This window comes from Allobosea psychrotolerans, assembly GCF_002917105.1.
Classification (GTDB): Bacteria; Pseudomonadota; Alphaproteobacteria; order Rhizobiales; family Beijerinckiaceae; genus Allobosea; species Allobosea psychrotolerans.
The window spans coordinates 21,496-38,041 of the sequence record NZ_PQFZ01000026.1 but is presented as its reverse complement, the minus strand read 5'-3'; the positions used below and the strand labels follow the sequence as shown (position 1 = coordinate 38,041).

Annotated in this window: 16 protein-coding genes; 4 read left to right on the top strand and 12 right to left on the bottom strand. The window is 63.2% G+C overall.

What is annotated here, in order from left to right; all coding sequences use genetic code 11:
- Nucleotides 1–88 precede the first annotated feature (88 nt).
- Nucleotides 89–1,639, top strand: coding sequence for a phospholipase D family protein (locus tag CYD53_RS26935; RefSeq protein WP_103721176.1), 1,551 nt, complete (start codon nt 89–91; stop codon nt 1,637–1,639).
- 509 nt (nt 1,640–2,148) lie between these two features.
- Here the strand turns inward: CYD53_RS26935 and CYD53_RS26930 are convergent.
- From CYD53_RS26930 to CYD53_RS26890, 9 genes are all read right to left on the bottom strand, one after another.
- Nucleotides 2,149–3,126, bottom strand: coding sequence for a type II secretion system F family protein (locus tag CYD53_RS26930; protein WP_103721175.1), 978 nt, complete (start codon nt 3,124–3,126; stop codon nt 2,149–2,151).
- Nucleotides 3,127–3,136: 10 nt separating this feature from the next.
- Nucleotides 3,137–4,114 (bottom strand): type II secretion system F family protein, encoded by a 978-nt coding sequence (locus CYD53_RS26925; protein WP_103721174.1) that lies wholly within the window; start codon nt 4,112–4,114, stop codon nt 3,137–3,139.
- A gap of 28 nt (nt 4,115–4,142) precedes the next feature.
- The gene (locus tag CYD53_RS26920; protein ID WP_103721173.1) at nt 4,143–5,594 is read right to left on the bottom strand and encodes a CpaF family protein; all 1,452 of its coding nucleotides are present in this window, start codon (nt 5,592–5,594) and stop codon (nt 4,143–4,145) included.
- Nucleotides 5,595–5,675: 81 nt separating this feature from the next.
- Nucleotides 5,676–6,941, bottom strand: a complete 1,266-nt coding sequence (locus CYD53_RS26915) for a CpaE/TadZ family protein (RefSeq protein ID WP_103721172.1) — start codon at nt 6,939–6,941, stop codon at nt 5,676–5,678.
- Nucleotides 6,941–7,684, bottom strand: a complete 744-nt coding sequence (locus tag CYD53_RS26910; protein ID WP_103721171.1) for a CpaD family pilus assembly protein — start codon at nt 7,682–7,684, stop codon at nt 6,941–6,943. Before CYD53_RS26910 ends, CYD53_RS26915 begins: the two co-directional genes overlap by 1 nt.
- Before the next feature lie 33 nt (nt 7,685–7,717).
- The gene (locus CYD53_RS26905) at nt 7,718–9,148 is read right to left on the bottom strand and encodes a type II and III secretion system protein family protein (RefSeq protein WP_103721170.1); all 1,431 of its coding nucleotides are present in this window, start codon (nt 9,146–9,148) and stop codon (nt 7,718–7,720) included.
- Nucleotides 9,145–9,918, bottom strand: coding sequence for a Flp pilus assembly protein CpaB (cpaB, locus tag CYD53_RS26900; protein WP_103721169.1), 774 nt, complete (start codon nt 9,916–9,918; stop codon nt 9,145–9,147). The genes CYD53_RS26905 and cpaB overlap by 4 nt, the downstream gene beginning before the upstream one ends.
- 129 nt (nt 9,919–10,047) lie before the next feature.
- On the bottom strand, nt 10,048–10,560 hold the full coding sequence (locus CYD53_RS26895; protein ID WP_103721168.1) for an A24 family peptidase: 513 nt from the start codon (nt 10,558–10,560) through the stop codon (nt 10,048–10,050).
- Nucleotides 10,561–10,719: 159 nt separating this feature from the next.
- Nucleotides 10,720–10,887 carry a Flp family type IVb pilin gene (locus tag CYD53_RS26890; RefSeq protein ID WP_103721167.1) on the bottom strand — a complete coding sequence of 56 codons (168 nt, stop codon included), beginning with the start codon at nt 10,885–10,887 and terminating at the stop codon, nt 10,720–10,722.
- A gap of 413 nt (nt 10,888–11,300) precedes the next feature.
- On the opposite strand from CYD53_RS26890, the gene CYD53_RS26885 reads away from it, so the two are divergent.
- The 3 genes from CYD53_RS26885 (at nt 11,301) to CYD53_RS26875 (ending at nt 13,290) form a co-directional block, all read left to right on the top strand.
- Nucleotides 11,301–11,804: a pilus assembly protein N-terminal domain-containing protein gene (locus tag CYD53_RS26885; protein ID WP_103721166.1), complete on the top strand. Its 504-nt coding sequence runs from the start codon at nt 11,301–11,303 to the stop codon at nt 11,802–11,804.
- Between the two features lie 247 nt (nt 11,805–12,051).
- The gene (locus CYD53_RS26880) at nt 12,052–12,660 is read left to right on the top strand and encodes a TadE/TadG family type IV pilus assembly protein (protein ID WP_103721165.1); all 609 of its coding nucleotides are present in this window, start codon (nt 12,052–12,054) and stop codon (nt 12,658–12,660) included.
- 9 nt (nt 12,661–12,669) lie between these two features.
- Nucleotides 12,670–13,290 carry a TadE/TadG family type IV pilus assembly protein gene (locus CYD53_RS26875; protein WP_103721164.1) on the top strand — a complete coding sequence of 207 codons (621 nt, stop codon included), beginning with the start codon at nt 12,670–12,672 and terminating at the stop codon, nt 13,288–13,290.
- 29 nt (nt 13,291–13,319) lie between these two features.
- Here CYD53_RS26875 and CYD53_RS26870 read toward each other — a convergent pair whose 3' ends face one another.
- The 3 genes from CYD53_RS26870 to CYD53_RS26860 form a co-directional block, all read right to left on the bottom strand.
- The gene (locus CYD53_RS26870) at nt 13,320–14,819 is read right to left on the bottom strand and encodes a phosphomannomutase/phosphoglucomutase (protein WP_103721163.1); all 1,500 of its coding nucleotides are present in this window, start codon (nt 14,817–14,819) and stop codon (nt 13,320–13,322) included.
- Nucleotides 14,820–14,913: 94 nt separating this feature from the next.
- Complete coding sequence (locus tag CYD53_RS26865; RefSeq protein WP_103721162.1) at nt 14,914–15,456, bottom strand: retropepsin-like aspartic protease family protein; 543 nt, start codon at nt 15,454–15,456, stop codon at nt 14,914–14,916.
- 180 nt (nt 15,457–15,636) lie between these two features.
- Nucleotides 15,637–16,545 carry a ribokinase gene (locus tag CYD53_RS26860; RefSeq protein ID WP_181012046.1) on the bottom strand — a complete coding sequence of 303 codons (909 nt, stop codon included), beginning with the start codon at nt 16,543–16,545 and terminating at the stop codon, nt 15,637–15,639.
- Nucleotide 16,546: the final 1 nt, after the last annotated feature.

Here is a 16,546-nt window from a genome sequence, read left to right as displayed (position 1 = left end):
ATGCCGAAGCGAGGCGAGAGTTCAGCGACGAGCGAACGAATGTGATCGAGCCGGGTTATCTTCACGACAAGTTTCAACGGTCGCACACATGCCACTTTTCGAAATCCTGGCCAGTTGCTTAGTGATCATCGCGCTCGCGACGACGGCGGCGTTCTATTCGTACGGGCGTTTTGCCAGGCGGGCAAAGGGCGAGCCCTCTTCGGCTCTCCCTGTTCGTGACGATGCGACACCGTTGGATCGTGAGCTCGCCCCGCTCCTCCGAAATCACGACGGCGCAACGGGCTTGGTGCTTCTGTCAGACAATCTCCATGCTTTTGAGATGCGTGTCCTCGCTGCGCGCAACGCCGGGCGTAGTCTTGACCTGCAATATTACTACTGGTGCGAGGATCTGACCGGAAACCTGCTCGCGAGGGAGGTTCTCGCAGCAGCCGACCGAGGCGTGCGCGTCCGCATGCTGATCGACGACATCAATACCCGCGGAAACGATTCGAGCTACCTCGCCCTCGACAGCCACCCCCACATCGAGGTTCGGTTATTCAACCCCAGCCGGAATCGCTCGAACGGGTTGCGGCGTGGCCTGGAACTGGCCCTGCGCGTCTTTAGGACGACCCGGCGTATGCACAACAAGTCGTGGATCGCTGATGGGCGTTTGGCCATCGTCGGCGGCAGGAATATCGGCGATGCGTATTTCGGCGCGGCGAAGACAACGAATTTTCACGATATGGATTTGCTGTTTGTCGGCAAAAGCCTGCGCAGCGTTCAGGACATTTTTGACGATTTCTGGAACAGTGCAGTCGCTGTTCCGATCGGCGCGCTGAGCCGCCCCATATCGCGCAGGCTTCATACGTCGAATCGTCCGAAGAACCGCACGAGCGCGATGGACGCCGAACCTTATCTCCAACACTTGGCCAAGCTCGATGGTTGCGACGGCGTCCTCTGCGCAGCCGGCCAATTATGCTGGACGACTGAAGTCGAGATCATATCCGACCCAGCCGAAAAGGCATGGGCAGTCGGCCAGAAGGGCTGGCTCGCCGATCGGATCTATAAAGCCATCGCGGCGGCGCGCGACGAGCTGAGGATCGTGTCCCCGTATTTCATTCCAGGGAACAGGGGCGTGGCCGCGCTGCGGCAGCTGTCGAAAGGTGGCGTGGCCGTGTCGGTGCTGACGAATTCGCTTGCTGCAACGGATGTGGTGGCCGCGCATGGAGCCTATGCGTCCTATCGGAAACCGTTGCTGCGGAGCGGTGTGGAGCTCTTCGAGCTGCGGCCGGACATGCCCGCGCAGAGAGCCTCTCTCTTCGGATCGAAGGGGGCGAGCCTCCACACCAAGGCATTTACCGTAGACAGGCGCTCAGGCTTTATCGGATCCTTCAACTTCGACCCACGGTCGGCCTCGCTGAACACCGAAATGGGTGTCTTGTTTTCGGATCGGACGCTGGTTGAGCAGGTAAATTCCGTTGTTCGCCAACAAACGACATCCGCATCCGCCTTCCGCGTCAGCCTTATCGACGATCGGGTTACCTGGAGCGACCATGCTAAAATCGGAGGTGGCCCCGGGGTTCGCGAGCCCTCTGCCAGCCTGTGGCGTCGGTTTGCTGCGAGCGTCATTCGAATTTTGCCCCTCGAATCCCAGCTTTGAGCGGTCCTCGCGCCTTCAATTCCAGAGCATTTTCGAGCGAAGTGGGCACCGGTTCGCGTGAAGAAAATGCGATAAAATAAGGAGTTAGAGCATTTCCGCGATTCGGAGAAACGCGGAGATGCTCTTGGTACGCTTGTTGCTGATCCAGTGTTCCAGAATGCCTCCGCGGCTACCAATTCCGTCTCATAAACGCTGTGGGCGGTCGAAAAGGCGCGTGCCGAACATGCTTCGCCCGCAAAGAAGAAGCGGTCGTCGCGTTGGGACCGGTTCAGCCGAACTCACAATGAGACTGCATCAGCTGTCTATTTTGAGAGAGAATAAGCCAATTCGAACGCGTATTCCGTTCCTCAGAACGCGAGAATTACGGTTACACACAAGCAAGAAACTGTAATCTTTCGCCATATGCGCAGAATATATCTCAAATCTCATCCATGTGAGACTGCGGCCCCTATAGTCTCATAGTGAGTGAGACAGTCTCGCCTTAAGTCAGATCGGCCCCAAAAGCCTTCTCATTGCCATTTGAAGACCTGGATCATCGCCGGCGTCAGGATGACGACGAACAGCACCGGCAGGAAGAACAGGATCATCGGCACGGTCAGCATGGGCGGCAGCGAAGCCGCCTTCTTCTCCGCCATCATCATGCGCTGGTCACGGCTCTCTTGAGCCAGGGTGCGCAGAGCGGTACCCAGCGGCGTGCCGTAGCGCTCGGCCTGGATCAGAGCGGTCGAGACCGATTTGACGCTTTCAAGCCCCGTCCGTTGGGCCAGATTCTCATAGGCCTGCCGCCGCTCCGCCAGATAGGCGAGCTCGGCCGTGCATAGCGCAAACTCTTCAGCGAGCGGTACGGACTGCGTGCCGATCTCGCCGGCGACCTTGCGACAGGCGTGCTCCATCGACATACCGGACTCGACGCAGATCAACAGCAGATCGAGAGCGTCGGGAAAGGCCAGCCTCATCGAAGCCTGGCGCTTGCCGATCTGGTTGGACAGAAAGACTTCCGGCGCCTTGATGCCGAGATAGGCAGCGGCAATCGCAATCCCGACCTTGACCATGAAAGGTTGGCCGAAATCGTTCAGGGCGAAAACGTAGAACAGCGTGAACAGGAAGAGCCCGATCGGCGCCACCAGGCGGAAGAACAGGAAGCCGACTTCAGCCTGGGGGCCGCGATAGCCGGCCATCAAGAGCCGCTGCTTCGCCGTCTCTGTGCCAAGCCAGTCGCCAAGCTTAAATTGGTCGACGATCCGGCGCATATACTGTTTCGGCTCCTGGCGAAGCGTGACCTTGTCCTTCTGCCGGTTGAGCCTGTCGCGCTCGCGGGCGCGGATCTTCTCGCGTTCGCTGGCAACGCCCTTCATGCGCTTTTGCAGGCTGTTGCCTTCCGTCAGCGGGATCGCCAGCGTCAACACGGTTGCGGCGGCGGCGACCGCGACGATGATCGACAACAGAAATTGTCCGTCGGCGAGCTTGTCTGCGATGAGAGCAATCATCCGCGCCGCCTCAAATGTTGAAGTTGATCATCTTGCGCATCACGAGGCAGCCGATCAGCATCCAGATGCCGCCGACAACCATTGCGACCTTGCCGGTCTGTGTGAGCCAGAGCAGTTCGATGTAGCGCGGGCTGGTCAGGTAGACCAGGATCGCGACGACAGGCGGCAATGAGCCGATGATGCCGGCAGAAGCCTTGGCCTCCATCGAGACCGCCTGAATCTTGTCGCGCATCTTGCGACGTTCACGGATGACGCGCGAGAGGTTTCCGAGCGTCTCGGCGAGGTTGCCACCGGTCTTCTGTTGAATCGCCAACACAATGCCGAAGAAGTTCGTTTCAGCGCAGGGCATGCGATCATAGAGCTTCGCCGTGGCTTCCGTCAGCGGCAGGCCCAGCGCCTGGCTCTCGATGATCTGCTTGAACTCGCCAGCGACAGGCTCGGCAGCTTCATGCGCGATGATCCGCAGGCAGTCGTTCAGCGGCAAACCCGCCTTGATGCCACGGACGATGACGTCGATCGCATTGGGGAATTCTGTCCCGAATTTCTTCAACCGTTTCGTCTTGCAGCGCTTGATGTACCAGGCGGGCAGGCCGAGCCCGCCGACGAACAGGCCGATGACCGCAAGGAGCGGCTTGTCGCTCGCCAGCAGCAGGGCCAGCGCGGTCACCACGGCCATGACCGCACTGACGATGTAATATTTCTTGCGCGTCCAGTTCAGCCCGCCTTGCTGCAGGCGTGTTTCGAGGGAAAGCTTGTTGCGTGAGCTCTCGCGCTTCTCGATCTCCTTGAGGCTTTGAGCCACCTGACCGCGCTTGGCCCGCATCTGCGTCTCGCGGTCGATGCCGCGCGCTGCGACCGGGCTTGCGAACTCCTTGCGGCGCTTTTCCGCCCGGGCCTGCCCGCTGAGCAGCGGATAGAACAGCGCATAGACGACGCCCCCGGCAGCGAGGGTCGCGAGCACGATGACGGCGATGACGCTCTTGTCCACGGCGTGTTGCTCCGCTCAGATCGCGCTGTCAGGCCGCATCGGCCTCGCCTTGCCTTTCCAGCATGTCGATCGCCGCCGCGAGGCGCTGCTCCTCGCCATAGTATCGCGCCCGCTCCCAGAAGCGCGGCCGGCCGATGCCGGTGGCGCGGTGGCGGCCGGTGAGCCTACCGGCCGCGTCCTCGCCCAGAATCTCATAGGTCATCAGATCCTGGGTGATGATGACCTCGCCTTCCATCCCCATCACCTCGGTGATGTGGGTGATGCGGCGCGAGCCGTCCCGCAGGCGCTGGGCCTGGATGATGACGTCGACCGATGAGCAGATCATCTCGCGCAGCGTCTTCGACGGCAGGCTGAAGCCGCCCATGGTGATCATCGATTCGATACGGCTCAGGCATTCACGCGGCGTGTTGGCGTGCAGCGTTCCCATCGAGCCGTCATGGCCCGTATTCATGGCCTGAAGCAGGTCGAAGGCTTCCGGTCCACGCACCTCGCCGACGATGATCCGCTCGGGCCGCATGCGCAGGCAGTTTTTGACGAGGTCGCGCATGGTGACTGCGCCGGTGCCCTCGATATTAGGCGGGCGCGTTTCGAGGCGCACGACATGGGGCTGCTGCAGTTGCAGTTCGGCAGCGTCCTCGCAGGTGATCACCCGCTCATCGAGATCGATGTAATTGGTCAGGCAGTTGAGTAGCGTCGTCTTGCCCGAACCGGTGCCGCCCGAGATGACGATGTTGCAGCGGACCTTGCCGATGATCTTCAGGATCTCGGCTCCAGGCGGCGAGATCGCGCCGAATCGCACGAGCTGGTCGAGTGTCAGCTTGTCCTTCTTGAACTTGCGGATCGTGAGCGCCGGCCCATCGATCGCCAAAGGTGGCGCGATGACGTTGACGCGCGAGCCGTCTGCCAAGCGCGCGTCGCAGATCGGCGAGGATTCGTCGACGCGCCGGCCGACCTGGCTGACGATGCGCTGGCAGATGTTCATCAGCTGCGCGTTGTCGCGGAAACGGATATTGGTCAGCGTGATCTTGCCGGCAACTTCGATGAAGGTGCGGGTCGCGCCATTGACCATGATGTCGGCGATGTCGTCGCGCGCCAGCAAGGGCTCGAGCGGGCCATAGCCGAGAACGTCGTTGCAGATATCGTCGAGCAATTCCTCCTGCTCGGCGATGGAGAGGACCACGTTCTTCAGCGAGATGATCTCGTTGATGATGTCGCGGATTTCCTCCCGCGCCGATTCACCATCGAGCTTGGCGAGCTGCGAGAGGTCGATCGCTTCGATCAACGCCCCGAAGATCATGCTCTTCATCTGGTAGTATTCGTCGGAGCGTGGCGTCTCGACCGGCACTGGCGGCGGCGGGCTGCGCCGCGGATCACGCCCGCCGGTCTGGTCGAGCGTGTGCGCAAGCCCCGGCGCGGACGCGGCCGCCTTCACGGTCAAGGCCTGGGGCGGATTTGCGCCGGTTGATCGCTTTCCGAACATCTCAACCCTCTTTCGCGGGCAAGGCGAGACATTGCCCGACCGAGCCGCTCATATCGACGCTGATCGCGGCACACATCATCGTCAGGCCTTGCGGCGCTTCAGCCTGGCGACCAGCGGCTCGAACAGGCTGCGCTTGCCGCGCTTGGCCTCGCCGCGCCCGGTCAGCGCGCTGGCTATCTGGACGAAAGCTTCATTGATCTTGCCGTTGGCCTGGACCTCGGCGATCATCTGGCCATTATTGGCGGCGGTGCCAAAGAGCTGCGCGTCGAAGGGAATCGAACTCAGCACCTCGACATTGAGCGCCTTGGCGAATTCGGACGCATCGATCTCGGGCCGCTTGGGCAGGCCGACCTGGTTCAGCACCAGCCTCGCGCTGGAATCATTGGCGCGGCCGGCGCGCATCAAATCGATCAGGTTCTTGGCATTGCGCAGCGAGGCGAGCTCGGGCGCAGCCACGATAACGATCTCGTCTGCACCGATCAGGGCGCGCTTAACCCAGGCGCTCCAGATATGGGGAACGTCGAGAACGACGCAAGGCACGCTGGCGCGCAGCAGATCGAAGAGCTGATCGAACGCATCCTCGGAGAGATCGCAGGTGCGATCCAGCATGGCCGGCGCCGCGAGCAAGGCCAGGTTCTCGCTACAACGCGACAGCAGACGGTCAAGGAAATTGGCGTCGAGACGTTCCGGCGCGAAGACGGCCTCCGCCACGCCCTGTGGCGGATCCTGGTTGAAATCCAGGCCCGCCGTGCCGAAGGCGATGTCGAGATCGACGATGACGGTCGAGGCGTCGAGGTTGCGGGCGATCGCCCAGGCGACGTTATGCGACACCGTCGAGGCGCCGACACCGCCTTTGGCACCCATCACTGCAATGATGCGGCCAAGATTGCGAGCGCCGGGCGCGACATAGAGCTCCGACAGCGTGCGCAGGATATCGAGCGTGCCGAGCGGCGCGATCAGATACTCGCTGACGCCGCGGCGAATGAGGTCGCGATAGAGCTGGACATCGTTGACATGCCCAACGACCACGACCTTGGTGCCGGCGTCGCAGGCTTCCGACAATGTCTCGAGATGGCGGACGAGCGTCGCGGGATCTGACACCGTCTCGACCACGATGACATTGGGTGTCGGGGCCGCGCGGAAAGCCTCGACTGCGGCCGCGGGACCGCCCATCTGGATGCGCGCATGCGCCTTGTCCATACGCCGGTCGGCGATGACGGCCTGCATCGTCGCAGCCACACCCGGCGTCTCGCAGAAGGCCTGCAAGGTGATGCGCGGAAGCGGAGCGATGATGATTTCGTTGCTTGGGGCTTCGACCTGCGTCTCGAAGGCCTGATCCTTGTCCATCAGGTCCCTCCGCCGACAGTGGAATTGATCTGCGGCGTCTGCTGCCGGTACTCGGTCGAGGGATCCTTGCCTTCGCGCAGCTTGGTGATGGCGCCCATGCGCTTGGCGATGTCGGGGCGGCCCTCGCTGCGGGCGCGGACGAGATCGATGGGATCGGCGACTTGAGCGGCAAAGGTCGCCTGGGTGGCGCAGCCCAAATTCCAGTAAGGCGCGTTCGATGCGCTCGTCTTGTAGCTGGAAGCGCCCGTATCCTCCGGCCATTGCCCGCAGGAATGTGGCAAGCCAGCCTGGAGAGAGGCGAAGGTGAGGCGGATCGGCGAAGCCAGACCGGGATCGTTGACCGAATAGGTCCGGACCGAGAGTGCGGCCGCCGATACGCCGCTGCGAGCCAGGGTCGAGCGGATGGCGTTGAGCGTGTCATGCGCCGCCATCTCGCGACGCATGCCGGTGGGAACCTCGGCAACGAGCCCGCCGCGCCCGGTGCGGCGATACTCCCGAGCGAAGTCGGCGACATCCTCCGCCTGCCTGGCATCGAGCCCACCACCGGCCCGGCCCACGAAGACGTCGAGCGAGCGCGGTGCGTCGCGCAGCACGATCGGGTGGCGCTCGCGCGTGTCGATCGGCGCAAGCGAGCCCGTGACATCGGCGTTCTTCGCACAGGCGCCAAGCGCGAGACCCGCCGCCAGGACGGCAGCGAGTCCACGCAGCTGGCGAAGCCCGATATGCTGTGATCGAACCATCATGGTCCCGTCATTCCTCTCACGCGATCAACGCCGTCAGTCGGCGATGAAGCCGACGCGGCCCTTATAGGCTTGCGGCAATGGCCCGCTATTGGTGCCGTAGATCTTGTTCAGGCGGCCGAGCAGAATTGCTTGCGCGTCATGGGCCTCGACGAAGCCGTCATCGGGGCGCTGAACCTGATTGGGCTCCATCGGCTTGGCGATATAGGGCGTCGCCGTGATCATCAGCTCGGTCTCCTCGCGCTGGTAGTCACGCGAGCGGAACATGGCGCCGATGACCGGAATGTTCATCAGCCCGGGAAAGCCGTTGATCGACTGCTTCGTGACCCGCTGGATCAGGCCCGCCGTCGCCAAGGTGCCGCCGGAGGGCAGCTCGACCGTGGTGTCCGATTTGCGGACCCGGAAGGCAGGGGCGTTGACGGATTCCGAATTGGGGCCGTTGAAGCGGAGCTGGTTCTCGAAGTCGAGCTCGGTGACTTCGGTTGCGATGCGCATGCTGATCTTGTTGTCGGACAACACGATCGGCGTGAAGTTGAGCGCGACACCGATCGGCTTGTAGGTGATGCCGAGCGTGCATTTGCCGTTGTCGCAGGTGTAACCGCTCGGGATCGGCACCTCGCCGCCAGCCGTAAACTTGGCGCTTTCGCCGGAGATCGCGGTCACCGTGGGTTCCGCCAGAACCCGCGAGAGGCCTGCGCGCTCCAATGCGCGCAAGGTAAAGTTGGTCGAATTGCCGATGCCGGCCGTCACAGCCGTCGCGGACAGCGACTGCGGCGACAGCGGCAGCGGATTGTCGAGGCTCGGCGAGATCGAAAAATTGCCGAGTTTCCACTCGCCGGACGAGTTGATACCGAGCTGCTTGATCGCCTTGCGCGAGACTTCCGAGACCACGACCTTGACCATGACCTGATCGCGCCCGCGGATCGTCAACGAGTTGATGACGGCGCCCTTGGACGAGGAGAAGAAGCCACCCGACGTGCCGACGAAGGCCGTGGCGATATCGACGGCTTGTGTCGCCTCCGAGGCATTGGCGACATTGCCGACCAGCAGGATCGAGTTGCCGGCGGGCTTGATATCGATCTGCGCCTTGGGAAGGGCGCTGCGTAGGGTCTGACGGAGCACGTTGAGGTCGCGCCCGACCTCGATCTCGAGGGCGGAAATCTGCCTGCCCTCGGCATCGATGACGAACATCGAAGTCGAGCCGTCGGCGATGCCGATGATGAAGAGCTTGCGCGCCGAGCGCACGACGGCGTTGGCGACCTTCGGATTTGCGACGAAGACCTCCTTGGCGTCGCGGGGCAGCTCGACGACCAAGGAGCGCCCGATCGACAAATCGAGCTTGCGTGCGATCGCATGGTCGCTCGAGCCGACATTCAAAACCGGCGCAGGGCCGGTTGATTGGGCGCCTGCCGGCCCAGCCAGGAGGAGGGCGAGCGCCGCCGAGATGACAATGCGTTCGACGGTCATGGTTTCACGCCTCTAGAGGTGACGCCGTAGCGCACAAGGGTCATGGCGCCATCCTCGGAGGGCCGCGCGACCTCGCCGACGTCCTTCAAGCTGCGGAGTGCGAGCGAAAGCGAGCCGGTCTTCTGGGCCTGTGCGACGGTCTCAACCTGGCCTGGATCGACTTCCAGCGTCGCCGTTTCGCCGATGACGACCTTCTCGCCATTGCGCTCCTGGACATTCTGGCCGATGGCCAGGACGCGGACATTGCGCAGGATCGTCTCGCTGGAATAGCTCTCGCTGCGACTGCCCGTGCCCTCTTCCCGATAGGTGCGGATGACGTCGACATGGTCATTGGGCAGGATGAAGCCGCCTGCCGTGTTGGCGCCGCGGCTGTCCGTGCTGATCGCGATGGCGCGCTTGCCGGCCGGGAGCACCGCCGAGAGGAAGCCGGTGCCGTCGGTCTTGATCAGCTTCTCGCGCCGGATCGGCTCCGCGCCGAGCATCGCATAGCGAGCGACCTGACCGATCAGCTCCTTCTCGGCCTCCGGCGCCTCGTCCTGACGCACCACGCCAGCCGGCACGCTCGCCAGCGGCCAGTCGATCCAGCGCATGTCATTGGCGGATACCGTATTGCCGATCGGGATATCAGCGGCTGCCACGAGCACTGGCACAGTCGGCGCAGCCTGGATCTGAGCCACCGGCGCAGGAGCATCCGGGCGCTGCATGAGCAGGGCCGCGCCGAGGCCGGCGACCAGCGCCACGACGAGAATAATGATGCGGGCGGGACTCATTGCGACTGACCCTCAGCCAAACCGAGATGGCTTTCGGCAGGGATCGTGCGATGGGAATCGTCAACTTATGGTTAATCGTGTGTGTATTTTTTTCCGAACACGGCATCTGAACAACGGTACGAACGCCGCTCAAACACCGATGGCAGCACGCCAGAGATCGGTCTCGGGGAGGACGAAGAGCGCCGAGAAAGCAAGCGCGATACCATAAGGCACGCCTTCATTGGCGGCATGGAGCCGGCGCATCCACGGCCAACCAGCCGCAATGGCCGGCAGCGGCCCGGAGCGGAGGCTGAGGATGGCGAGCGTCAGGACACCGCCTGCGAAGCCCGCGAGCATCAAATAGGGCATCAACTGATCGAAGCCGAACCAGAGCGCGACCGCTGCCGCAAATTTGGCATCCCCGCCACCGATCCAGCCGGCTGCGAACATACCGAAACAGACGACGAGAACGAGACCGCCCGCAGCAAGATGCCAACCGATAAGGCTCCAACTCAATCCCAAGAGCGTAGCGCAAAGACCGAAAGTGACCAGTAGAAGGAGGCAAAGCCGATTTGAGATCGTCATTGTAATGAGATCGCTCGCGGCCGCATAAGCCATAGCAGCTGGAAACACGACGAGAAGTGCGATAAACGAAAGCGACATCAAAAAGTTTCCCGGAAATTTCTATTGACCAGATATACTCCAGAAATTTCACCAAAACCTTGCGTTAACGGCACGTTTCTGATCAGAAGCAAGAACGCCTCGGCAAAGCCGAGGCGCTCCGCTTTGCGCGAAGACTAGACCGCGCCCGAAATAGCTAAATCAGCCGGCAAGACGAGCGGCAATGTTCGTGAACTGGGTCTTCAGACCCGTGCCGAGCGCGGTCATACCAGCGATGGCAGCGACAGCGACGAGGGCTGCGATCAGGCCGTACTCGATGGCGGTCGCGCCGGACTCGTTCTTGATGAAGCGAGCGAAGAGATTGGTCATGTTGGAATTCCTTTTGCACCACGGTTTGACTGCTGCCGTTGCTCTGAGCGGCTTCGGTCAGCGACAGATGGACACTACCCCGTCCCCCTTGCTGATCGGTTAAGCCGATAGAAGAATTCGCTTGTTTTCGGAAACATCGTGTCGATGGTTAACGCTGAATTTATAAGAACACACAGCGCTTATTTACGAATGAAATTAGTATTCGGTTTTATTTTCTCTCTCTCACGCTCGCGAAATAGCCCCCTTTCTCCCATGTCGCATCGCCTCTTGCCAAATCGATCGAATTCCCATGAGGAAAACCCTCCATCGCAGCGGATGCGAGTAAACATCTAAGCCTTCGGCGAGGGCTCATTAGGGATTGATTCATCAATTTGCGCTTTGCTCCCGACGTTGGAATCCTTGAGGCGTCAGCCATGTCCACTCTCGAACCGTCAGCGCCGCGTCGCCGGGCACGCTTGTCGTGGACTCTGGCCGCGCTCATCGCGTTCGCCACACAGGCCGGAGTGGTAGACGCTGCGCCGCAGGCCACCGCGCCAGAAACCGTGAACATCCTGGTCGATCACGCGAAGGTGGTCCGGCTGCCGGAGAGGGCCCAGACCGTGATCGTCGGCAATCCCGGCATCGCCGATGTCTCGGTGCAGAAGAACGGCGTGATGGTCGTCACCGGCAAGAGCTTCGGCGTCACCAACCTGATCGCCCTCGACGCCGGCGGCGCGCTGCTGGCGGAATCGCTCGTGCGCGTGAGCGCGGCTTCCGACTCCATCCTGACCGTGCAGCGCGGCCTGGAACGCGAATCCTATTCCTGCACGCCAATTTGCCAGCCCTCCGTTCAGCTCGGTGACGCTCAGAAGTATTTCGGCGAGGTCGGCGGCCAGACCACCGCGCGCAACAGCCTGGCGGTCGGCACGAACCGCTAGACATAACGCGGCGGATCGATCCGCTCCGGCGACATGGTGCGTGGCCATCAAGGTGAACGGTAGGCTAACGCCGCCGGCAAGGGCCTGCACCTGGCCATAACGGATCCGAAATTCTTTTCACCTAAGACTGCGCTCGCCGAGATCGACGGGCTTGTCTCGACGGCTGCCGGCACGACAAGTCGAGAATGTGCCTCGGTTTCATCTGCACTGCAGTTTCCCGTGACACGCCAGCTGGACACATGACGCTATGACGGGTCATCCGATCGACACACCGGTGGAAATTACGCGCCAGCCGCGTGGAATTCATTGCCTCCTGCGACGCTTCAAGCGCTCGCAGGATGGCGCCACCATCGTCGAATTCGCCATGGTCGCGACGCCCTTTCTCATGCTGCTGGCGGCGATCCTCGAGACCGCGCTGATGTTCTGGACCAGCCAGGCGCTTGAGGAGGGTGTTGGCCAAGCCTCTCGCGCGCTGCTCACCGGCCAGTCCCAGACGCTCTACAAGGGTACTGCCAGCGACAATGCGACCGCTTTCAAGAACGCGATCTGCGCCAATGCGCCAGGCCTGATCGATTGCACCAAGGTGACCATCGACGTCCGCAGCTACGCCTCCTTCGCCGCCGCGAGCACAGGTACGACCGCCAGCAGCCCCGTGAGCGGCGGCGCCTTGAACACGACCGGCTACGGTTACACGCAGCCGCTGCCTGGGCAGATCGTCGTCGTGCGGGCGGTGCTCGAATACAAGCTGATCTTCACGCAATGGAGTTCGGCGCTCGCCAATATCGGTGCGGGCAAGCGGGGGATCGTGGCTTCCGCCACCTTCCGTGCCGAACCCTTCGCCGTTCCTGCGAGCTGAGGCCGGATCATGTGGCGTGCCTTATCTTTTCGCCGCAACCGCGCCGCCTTGCGCGGCCTGGCGCGGCGCTTCGCCCGCAGCCGCCGCGGCGTCGCCGCGGTCGAGTTCGCCTTCGTTCTCCCGGTCATGCTGACGGTTTATTACGGCATCGTCGAGGTCGCGCAGGGCGTGATGATCGACCGCAAAATCACGGATTTGAACCGCGCGCTGGCCGACCTGACCGCCCAGGGCACGTCGATCTCGGACGCCGAGATGAGCAATATCTTCGATGCCGCGCAGACGATCATGGCGCCGTTCACGAGCGTGGCGCCGAAAATGGCGATCGTCAGCGTCGTCATCGACAGCAGCGGCGTCGCCAAGGTCTGCTGGAGCGCACAGCGCAATTCGACCGTGCCGAAGCGCGGGGACACGGTCACCCTGCCGGACAATCTCAAGATCGCCAGCACCTCGCTGATCATGGCAACGTCGAGCTATGACTTTACGCCGCTGGTCGGCTATCTCGTGACCGGACCGATCACGATCGGCAACACCCCGATCTATATGCGCCCGCGCGTCGGCAAGACCGGCGGCACCGGCAACATAGAGCAGGTCGAGCGGGCCAGCGTCGCCATGTGCCCGCTCTACAACTGACGGCGCCCGCCACGCCGCGGTCTGGTGCCTCAGATGCTCTGGTTGTAGGCGCCGACCTCGGGGTTCTCGCGTAGCAGGGCATCGATCGCCGCGAACATCTCGCGCATGCGTGCCTCGGAGACCGGACTCTCGCAGACGACGACGAGCTCGGGCTTGTTCGACGAGGCCCGAACCAACCCCCAGGTGCCATCCGCATTGACGACGCGGACGCCGTTCACGGTGATGACGTCGCGGATCGCCTGGCCGGCGATGGTCGCGCCATGCGCCTGCAGGGCCTCGATGCGCTTCACGACGCGCTCGCCGACCTGATACTTGATCTCGTCGGCGCATTTGGCCGCCATGGTCGGCGTGCCCCAGGTTTTGGGCACGGCGGCATAGAGCTGCGACATCGACTTGCCCGGATTGCGGTCGAGCATATCGATGACGGCGATGGCGGTGACGACGCCGTCGTCATAGCCGCGCCCGACAGGCGCGTTGAAGAAGAAATGGCCCGATTTCTCGAAGCCGGCCAACGCGTTCAGATCGCGCACGCGCCGTTTGATGTAGGAGTGGCCGGTCTTCCAGTAATCGGTCTTGACGCCGAGCCGCTGCAATTCGGGATCCGTGCTGAACAGGCCTGTCGACTTCACATCGACGACGAACTGCGCACCGGGATGGAGCGCGCCGAGATCGCGGGCCAGCATGACGCCGATCTTGTCGGCAAAGATCTCCTCGCCATGATCGTCCACGACACCGCAACGGTCGCCATCGCCGTCGAAGCCGAGCGCAACATCGGCGCCATGCTGCTTCACGGCGTCGGCCATGGCATGCAGCATCTTCATGTCTTCAGGGTTGGGATTGTAGCGCGGGAAGGAATGGTCGGGCTCGACATCCATCGGCACGACCTCGCAGCCGAGCGCTTCCAGGATCTGCGGGGCGAAGGCGCCGGCCGTGCCGTTGCCGCAAGCGGCGATGACCTTGAGCTTGCGCGTGATCTTCGGGCGGCTGGTCAGGTCCTTGATGTAGAGCGCCGGGAAATCCGGCACGAACTGATAGGAACCACCGCCCGACAGGTCGAAATCAGCGGCGAGCACGATCTCCTTGAGCCTGCCCATCTCCTCGGGACCGAAGGTGACGGGGCGGTCGCAGCCCATCTTCACCCCGGTCCAGCCATTGTCGTTATGCGAGGCGGTGACCATGGCGACGCAAGGCACATCGAGCGCGAATTGGGCGAAATAGGCCATCGGCGACATGGCGAGCCCGATATCGTGGACCTTGCAGCCGGCCGCCATCAGGCCGGTGACGAGTGCCATCTTGATCGATGAGGAGTAGCTGCGGAAATCATGGCCGGTGACGATCTCCGGCTTCACGCCCAGGCGCTTGATCAGCGTGCCCAGCCCCATGCCGACGGCCTGGACGCCCATCAGATTGAGCTCCGGCCCGAAGAACCAGCGCGCATCGTATTCGCGGAAGCCGGTCGGCTTCACCAGCGGCAGGGCTTCATATTCGAAGGTGTTCGGGAAGAGCTCGGGCAGCGGCTTGGGGAACATCGGGGCATCCGGAATGGAGAAGCGGGCCAGAGGCGCCACACATAGCCGATGACGCTTGCGATGGGAAACGCTTCAGCCTGACCCAGCTGGCGGTTCAGCCGCGCAGGACCATCCGGCCGGTCTGGACCTCATATCCCTGCAGCTTGCCGAGAAAGGAAGTACCGAGCAGGCTCATCGAGAGCGCGCCGTCCGGCAGCACGACGGCCTCGACGTTACGCACCAGGATATCGCCGAGCCGCACCTCGCGCAGATTGACGCGCGCACCCTTGACCACGCCATTGGCGGTGCTGAGGATCATCTTGTAGTCGCTGGACCCGAGCTGGATGCCGAGCGCCCGGGCATCGCTCGCCGTCAGCGCGACCATGCTGGCGCCGGTATCGACCATCATCTTGACGCGGTAATTGTCGATCGTCGGATGAACGACATAATGGCCGCGATAATCTGCGGCGACGGTCAGGGTCGGACGTTGTGGTGCAGCCCTCGGTGCGGCCGTCGACCGGTTCCCGGCAGTGGCGACCGCAGCGACGGGCGGCTCGGCACCGCCGGTGATGTCCGCAAGCCGGCCACTATAGGAAAGCGCGCTGTAGATCACGGCCCCGGCAACGCCGAGAGCCCATATGACCGGCCTTTGCGCCATCGATGTCTGACCCCGCCCCCAATCTGCGTAGGGAGAATGTGGCGCAGTCCCTGCGGAAAGATGAAAAGCGCAGCTCGTATTGTGCGCGTTGCGGGGCCGATCCCGGCTTTTGCAAGGAACAGACTTAACGCAGGGTTCCCGTCCGCTTTCATCAAGACTCGACAGAGGACCCTGCGGGACTCAAAGAAAAGCCTGGCCGACCAGAGCCTCGATCGCCTCCCGGCGAGGCACGCTCGGCTGCGCGCCGGCCACCGTGCAGGCAAGCGAGCCGGCGGCCAGTCCGCGCTGAAGCGCGCCCGAAAAGCCGCAGCCTGCGGCCAGCGCCGCAGCAAAGGCTCCTGTGAAGCTGTCGCCGGCAGCAACTGTATCGACGACGTCGACTCGCGGTGCCGCGAGCCTGCGCCGGACGCCGCCCTGCCAGCCGACCACGCCGGCGGCGCCGAGCGTCACGACGCAGGCCAGCCCGCGCTCGGCGTCGATGCGCCGGGCAACCTCCTCGGGCTCCCCATCGGGCCAGCCCAGGGACTGCGCCAGAACCAGCGCCTCGTGCTCGTTGACGATCAGGACGTCGAGACAGTCGAGCAGCGCCGCAGCGGGCGCACCAGCCGGGGCGAGGTTCAGGATGACACGCCCGCCGGCCCGCTTCATCGATCGCGCGGCGGCGATGCACTCCGACTCGGGCACCTCGCGCTGGAGCAGCAGCACGTCGCGCTCGCCCAGCGGCATGCTGTCCAGCACGGCGCTGCGCGCGAACGCATTCGCGCCGGCTGCGACGACGATCTGGTTGGAGCCGGCCGCATCGACCGCGATGAAGGCCGCCCCCGTGGGTGCATCGACATGCGCGACACAGGCGAGATCGACCCCGTCCGCCGCGAGCAGCGACAAGGCGATCTCGGCGAAGCCATCGCGCCCGACCGCGCCCACAAGCGCGACCTCTGCCCCGGCGCGGCACGCGGCCAGCGCCTGATTGGCGCCCTTGCCGCCGGGATGGAGCGCATAGCCCGGGCCGATCACGGTTTCGCCGGCACCGGGCAGGCGCTCGACCGGCGTGACGAGGTCGACATTCAAGGAACCAAAAACGACGATCATG